This window comes from Rhizobium sp. P1_E1 (assembly GCF_056406015.1).
The window spans coordinates 1-5,413 of record NZ_JBFUAY010000263.1 but is presented as its reverse complement, the minus strand read 5'-3'; the positions used below and the strand labels follow the sequence as shown (position 1 = coordinate 5,413).

Sequence of the window (5,413 nt, the reverse complement as noted above, 5' to 3'; positions counted from 1 at the left end):
CCGATATGCGGATGCGGCTTGACGTCGAGCGCCTCGTCCGGCTTCAGGATCGCAGGCCCCATGCGGTCGAAGAAGATGAACGGCCCGACCAGCCGTCGCTGCCGACTGGGAAGCGCGCGGCGCACCTGAAAACCGCCGATATCGCTGGTGCGCGGGATGATCAGGTTCTCGATCGCGTCGCAGGCGAAGGCATCGCCGGGCAGGGGATCTTTACCGGGAAAGAAGGACATCAGGGATCTCCGATCACTACAGTGCCGCGCGTCTTTCAGACGCACAAAGGATGCTATAGTTTTGAATTGCTGCATAATTTGTCCTTAAATCGACCTCGATTTAAGGAATGAGGCAGTCGCGCATCGACCAGGGATAGCAATTAGCGCGCCGCACGTCCAACGGGACGTGCCAAGGACGCCCTAACTTTGAAGCGCGCCGCACGGATGGCTCAGATTGCGGTGAAGCCATTATCGACGAAGAGATGGGCGCCGTTGACGAAACTCGACTCATCGCTGGCGAGATAAAGGGCAGCCCGCGCCACGTCTTCGGGCTCGCCGATCCGCCCCTGCTGCGCGGCAATGGCGGCATCCGAAACGTCGACGCCGAGCGCCTGCAGATCGGCCACCTCGCGCAGGCCATGCGGCGTGCGGATGAAGCCCGGGCAAACGGCATTGCAGCGGATGTTGCGGTCACGGAATTCCACCGCGATGGCGCGGGCAAACATATGCACGGCACCCTTGGTCGTGTCGTAAAGCACTTCCATCGGCGTGGCGGCGACCGCCGAGATCGACGAGGTGCAGACGATCGATCCGCCGCCGCTCTCAATCATCTTCGGCAGCACGGCCTTGGTCATCAGGAACATCGAGCGCACATTGACGGCATGCAGCCAGTCCCATTCCTGAAGCGTCGTTTCCAGGAAAGGTTTGATGACGATGGTGCCGGCATGGTTGAAAAGCACGGTCACTGCGCCGTAGCGTTCTTCGACACCGGCGACGGCGGCAATGACGGCTGCTTCGTCCGAGACGTCGGCCGTCCAGTATTCGGCCTCGCCGCCGGCATCACGGATGGCTTGGACGGTCTCGGCTGCTGCATCACCATTGCGGTCGATGATCGCAACGCGCGCGCCTTCCGCCGCAAAAAGCTTCGAGGCGGCACCGCCCATGCCGGTCGCGCCGCCTGAGATAATGGCGACCTTGCCCTTCAACCTGTCCGTCATTTCCTTGTCCCCTCATCGTTTTGGATGGGGATCATAGATCGGTCTGAAGCCGATAGCCAAGGCCTTCGAAAGGGAGTTTGCAGCGCCTCAGGCGCCGTCCAGCGGCTCGACACCCTGCGGCTTGCCGGCGCGGTCGAGCCTGATCTTCTCGATGCGGTTCTCGGCGGCCGAAAGCAGCGTCTCGCAATGTTTCTTCAGCGCTTCGCCGCGCTCGTAGATCTCGATTGATTCATCCAGCGCCACATCGCCACGTTCCAGCCGGGCGACGATGCTTTCGAGTTCGGCGACCGCCTTTTCGAAGGAAAGGCCGGACACCTCCGGCTTGGCGCTGTCAGTCATTCTCAACCCTTCATCATTCTCAGAATATGCATGCCCGCCGATTCGGCGAGTCCCTCGAGATCATAACCGCCTTCGAGCAGGCTGACGACCCGGTTCTTCGCGTGCCGGTCCGCCAGTTCGAGCACGCGCCCGGTCGCCCAGTCGAAATCCTCACCGGTCAGATTGATCTGCGCCAGCGGATCTCGGTGATGCGCGTCGAAGCCGGCGGAGATGATGATGAGGTCCGGCCGGAAATCGTCAAGCGCGGGCAGCACGCGCGATTTGAACGCCTCGCGGAAGTGGTCGCTGCCGACATTCGGCGAAAGTGGCGCATTGACGATGGTGTTGTGCGTACCCTTCTCGTCCTTGGCGCCGGTGCCGGGATAAAGCGGCATCTGATGCGTCGAGCAGAACAGCACCGAGGCATCGTCCCAGAAGATATCCTGCGTGCCGTTGCCGTGATGCACGTCCCAGTCGACGATGGCGATGCGCTCGGCGCCATGCGTCTTCTGCGCATGCCGGGCGGCGATTGCCGCATTGTTGAAGAAGCAGAAGCCCATCGCCGTCATCTTCTCGGCATGGTGCCCCGGCGGGCGGGCGGCGACGAAGACATTGTCGGCCCGGCCGGTAAAGACGTCGTCGACCGCCGCCATCGCCCCGCCGATGCCGGTCAGCGCCGCCTGCAAGCTCTTGCTGCTGGCATAGGTATCGGCTTCGATCTGGTTGATCTCACCCTCTTCCTCGGGAATCTCCCGCATGACGGCGATGAGATGTTCTTCGGGATGGGCAAGCAGCACCGCATCCTCATTCGCCTGCGGCGCCTGCCGGCGCTCCAGCCGCTCGAAATTCGGATGTTCCAGCGCGACATTGATGGCGCGGATCCTGTCCGATCGCTCCGGATGACCAGCGGGCGTCACATGTTCCAGGAAGATCGGGTGTTCATAAAGACGGGTGCTCATGAAGACACTCTATCGGTCGCTTATGTCATGTGCCACAGCAGATGGGGCATCATCGGTCGATTTCAACAAGCGCTCTGCCGCCGTCCAACCGTTCGCCTGTCACAACTGTCTCAGTTACGCCGTTTCCGTCGAACAGCTCCATTGCAACGGAGCCGCGCCTTTCCGGTGCGTGAAGGACACTGTAACACTTTGAACTACTGCGTAATTTTATCCTTAAGCCAGTTCCGATATAAGCTATTATGAAGTAGTGTTGCCATGGGAACTCTGTAAGGCAGATCTGTTGATGAGTCAGTCGAAACGTCCTGATGTGGCGGAAATACGTGTGCCGTTTCGCGATGTCGATATGACCGGCCAGATGTTTCTGGCCTCCTATATTTCCTATGCAGAGTCCGTCCTTGCGAGCTTCTGGTCCTCACGGCCCGATGTCGATGACGAACCGGTCTATAGCCCCAGCAAGGTTTCCTGCATGCTGCACCGTCCGCTGCACTACGATGAGCTGGCAACCTTCACCGCCACCGTCGACAAGATCGGCATGCATTCCATCGGCCTCCTCGTTGCGATCGACACCGGGGAGGAGCGTGCCGCCGAGGTCGAGATCATCTGGCAGGCCCGCACCCGCGAGGACCAGTCGCCGGCCTCGCTGCCGGAGGAAACGCGCGACTGGCTCTATCGGTTTTTGGATTAGGGGCAAAGCAGAGCCGATCGACCAGCCAGAATTGCCACTAGGTGCTTTTGCCTCGGAGGAGTGGCTCGCTGAGTATATTGATCTCGACGCTTGGATAAACGCGCTCTTCCAGCAATTTAAGGGATCCAACCTTCATTGCCTTGGGCAATAAGCCTGCGTCGAAGTTGACTGCTGGTAGCCTGTCCTCTGCAAAAAATCTGAACAGTGTTATGTGCGCTATTCGGGGCGGGGTTGGACGCCACTGTTCGAAGCAGATGGCATGTGAAATGGCCGAACGAAGCCTGCGCAATTCCGCCGGCTCCTCTGCCTTTACGAAGATAGCGGCTTCCGAAGCAGCCACCTCATGAAAATGGAGCTCAAATGGCGGGGTCTCTTCGACCAGTCTCTCCACGATCTCCTTCCATCTTTCCCCATTCAGCTTCCAGACCTCGTCGTTTGGAATACTGAATTGGGCCGCGGCGTTGACCAAGGTGACGACCGTCATGTGCAGGCTCTTAGCCGGGACGCGTGAGAGCGGCGCATCGCTGTCTCGCTCGATCCTGTCCTGCAAGTTGCAGAGCTTTGACAGAGCTTCGCCATCGGGAAAAAACTGCAGGTGAAACGCGCAGCACTGCTTAAACCACAGCGTATCGACCTTCGTGCGGATCACAGCAGCAGGTCCTTCTATCCAACACGGGCACGCCGCGCCGTGAGCGTGCAATTCCCATGTCTTGCTATCACATCACGAAAGCGCTCGCCAATGATGGCAGGCGCCTGCCAGGCATCCGCGATGGTGATGGAAGTCTTGGAGACATTCGTTAAGATGGCGGCACCTTATCCGCCATCATGGACAGCAAACCAACGCGATCCGGCTTCGACAGCGTCTTCAGGATCTGCCTCACCCCCACAGGCCCAGGCGACAATTCCATCCGGACGGACGAGCAGGGCGGTCAATCCCAGCCGGTCCTTCACGTCGCCCCTGACATATTTGACCCGGTCACCCCAACGGCGCGCGATCGACCGGAGCGGTGCGCGGTGGTCGAAGTCGATCAGCAGACCGGTGCCGTCGGCGAGCAGGGCGGCGAGCCTGGTACCGTCGGTCCATTCGAAGTCGGGCGCGCTGCGGCCCGCCAGTGCGTGGCCGTCGCCGAGATCGTAGCGCATCGACGCATTCCAGACCCGGTCGGCGAAATAGGTGGCCCCGTCGCGGGTGGCGATGAGATCGCGGATGATGGATTCCATCGCACGGGCGTGGGGGCTTGGCCGCATGATCGAGACCTGCGCCCGCGACCAGGCGAGAATCTGTTCACCGATCGGATGCCGTTCGCTGAAATAGCTGTCGAGCAGTCCGTCCGGCGCTTCACCGCGGACGGTGGCGGCCAGTTTCCATCCAAGGTTCATGGCGTCGCCCAGTCCGAGATTGAGCCCTTGCCCGCCGAGCGGCGAATGAATATGGGCCGCGTCACCGGCAAGCAGCACCCGGCCTCTCCGATATTCTGTCGCCTGCTGGGCGCGGTCGGTCCAACTCGTGGCGACGTGCAGCGCGGACAGCGTGACATCGGTCTGCGATATCCGCCGCAGCACCGCTTGCACATGCGCAAGCGTGATCGGTCCGGTGCGGTGAGATGCGCCGCTGTCAAACTCCACCATGCCGAAGTGGCCGGGCTGCGTCTGGAAATACATGCCGGTCGGCGTCAGCTGTCGGCCGAGCTTCAGCTTTTCCGGATCGGCCAGATCGACCTGCACGGAATAGCCGGTAAACTCGGGATCGGTTCCGACGAAGGAAAAGCCGCCCAGCTTGCGCACCACGCTGCGGCCACCGTCGCAGCCGACCAGCCAACGGCCCTCAAAGCTCTGATCTCCAGCTTGGATCATGACCCCGTCGGCTGATTGTGCGAAACCTTCGACGCGCACACCCCGCCTGATCTCGACGCCGATGGACTGCGCGCGATCGGCAAGGACGGTCTCGACCCGTTCCATTTCGGCCGCCATATTGCTGTCGGCCGGACTCGGCAATCGGTAGGTCCACATCGAGGGATCGATCCTGTCATAATCGAAGGGGATGCCGGCGAAGTGTCCGGCCTGCTTGCGCGGTTTTCCCTCTGGCTTTGCCTGACGCCCGGGCGCTTCAAGGGAATCGAGCAGGCCGCGCCTGTAGAACGCTTCAATCGTCGGCAGCGTCAGGCCGCGCATGCCGAAGGGCAGCTTTTTCAACGGCGAGTGCGGGCTTTCCGCCTGCTCCAGCACCAGCACGGAGACCCTCGC

6 protein-coding genes and 1 pseudogene are annotated in these 5,413 nt (G+C 61.2%); 1 reads left to right on the top strand and 6 read right to left on the bottom strand.

Features of this window, described 5'->3' with window-relative positions; genetic code table 11:
• The 4 genes and pseudogenes from AC1D1Z_RS33505 to AC1D1Z_RS33490 all read right to left on the bottom strand — a co-directional run.
• Window positions 1-230, bottom strand: a pseudogene (locus tag AC1D1Z_RS33505) (pirin family protein); the annotation flags it as partial.
• Window positions 231-439: 209 nt separating this feature from the next.
• Window positions 440-1,207 carry an SDR family NAD(P)-dependent oxidoreductase gene (locus AC1D1Z_RS33500; protein WP_130751067.1) on the bottom strand — a complete coding sequence of 256 codons (768 nt, stop codon included), beginning with the start codon at window positions 1,205-1,207 and terminating at the stop codon, window positions 440-442.
• Between the two features lie 87 nt (window positions 1,208-1,294).
• Entirely contained in the window at window positions 1,295-1,546 is a 252-nt protein-coding gene (locus AC1D1Z_RS33495; RefSeq protein WP_003545921.1) for an exodeoxyribonuclease VII small subunit, read from the bottom strand.
• 2 nt (window positions 1,547-1,548) lie between these two features.
• A complete protein-coding gene (locus tag AC1D1Z_RS33490) occupies window positions 1,549-2,484 on the bottom strand; it encodes a histone deacetylase family protein (protein WP_018449324.1) in 936 nt (311 codons plus the stop codon).
• Between the two features lie 283 nt (window positions 2,485-2,767).
• Here AC1D1Z_RS33490 and AC1D1Z_RS33485 point away from each other — a divergent pair, with 283 nt between their 5' ends.
• Window positions 2,768-3,169, top strand: a complete 402-nt coding sequence (locus AC1D1Z_RS33485; RefSeq protein ID WP_018245058.1) for an acyl-CoA thioesterase — start codon at window positions 2,768-2,770, stop codon at window positions 3,167-3,169.
• A 37-nt stretch (window positions 3,170-3,206) separates the two neighbouring features.
• Here AC1D1Z_RS33485 and AC1D1Z_RS33480 read toward each other — a convergent pair whose 3' ends face one another.
• Together AC1D1Z_RS33480 and AC1D1Z_RS33475 are read right to left on the bottom strand one after the other, a co-directional pair.
• The gene (locus AC1D1Z_RS33480; RefSeq protein WP_477853135.1) at window positions 3,207-3,818 is read right to left on the bottom strand and encodes a 2'-5' RNA ligase family protein; all 612 of its coding nucleotides are present in this window, start codon (window positions 3,816-3,818) and stop codon (window positions 3,207-3,209) included.
• A gap of 164 nt (window positions 3,819-3,982) precedes the next feature.
• Window positions 3,983-5,413, bottom strand: a 1,431-nt coding sequence (locus AC1D1Z_RS33475) for an FAD-dependent monooxygenase (protein ID WP_477853134.1), incomplete at its 5' end; no start/stop codon positions are given.

What these genes read in the sequence shown, in the direction of transcription:
- AC1D1Z_RS33500 (WP_130751067.1), bottom strand. Translation starts at nt 1,207, where the DNA reads ATGACGGACAGGTTGAAGGGCAAGGTCGCCATTATCTCAGGCGGCGCG.
- AC1D1Z_RS33495 (WP_003545921.1), bottom strand. Translation starts at nt 1,546, where the DNA reads ATGACTGACAGCGCCAAGCCGGAGGTGTCCGGCCTTTCCTTCGAAAAG.
- AC1D1Z_RS33490 (WP_018449324.1), bottom strand. Translation starts at nt 2,484, where the DNA reads ATGAGCACCCGTCTTTATGAACACCCGATCTTCCTGGAACATGTGACG.
- AC1D1Z_RS33485 (WP_018245058.1), top strand. Translation starts at nt 2,768, where the DNA reads ATGAGTCAGTCGAAACGTCCTGATGTGGCGGAAATACGTGTGCCGTTT.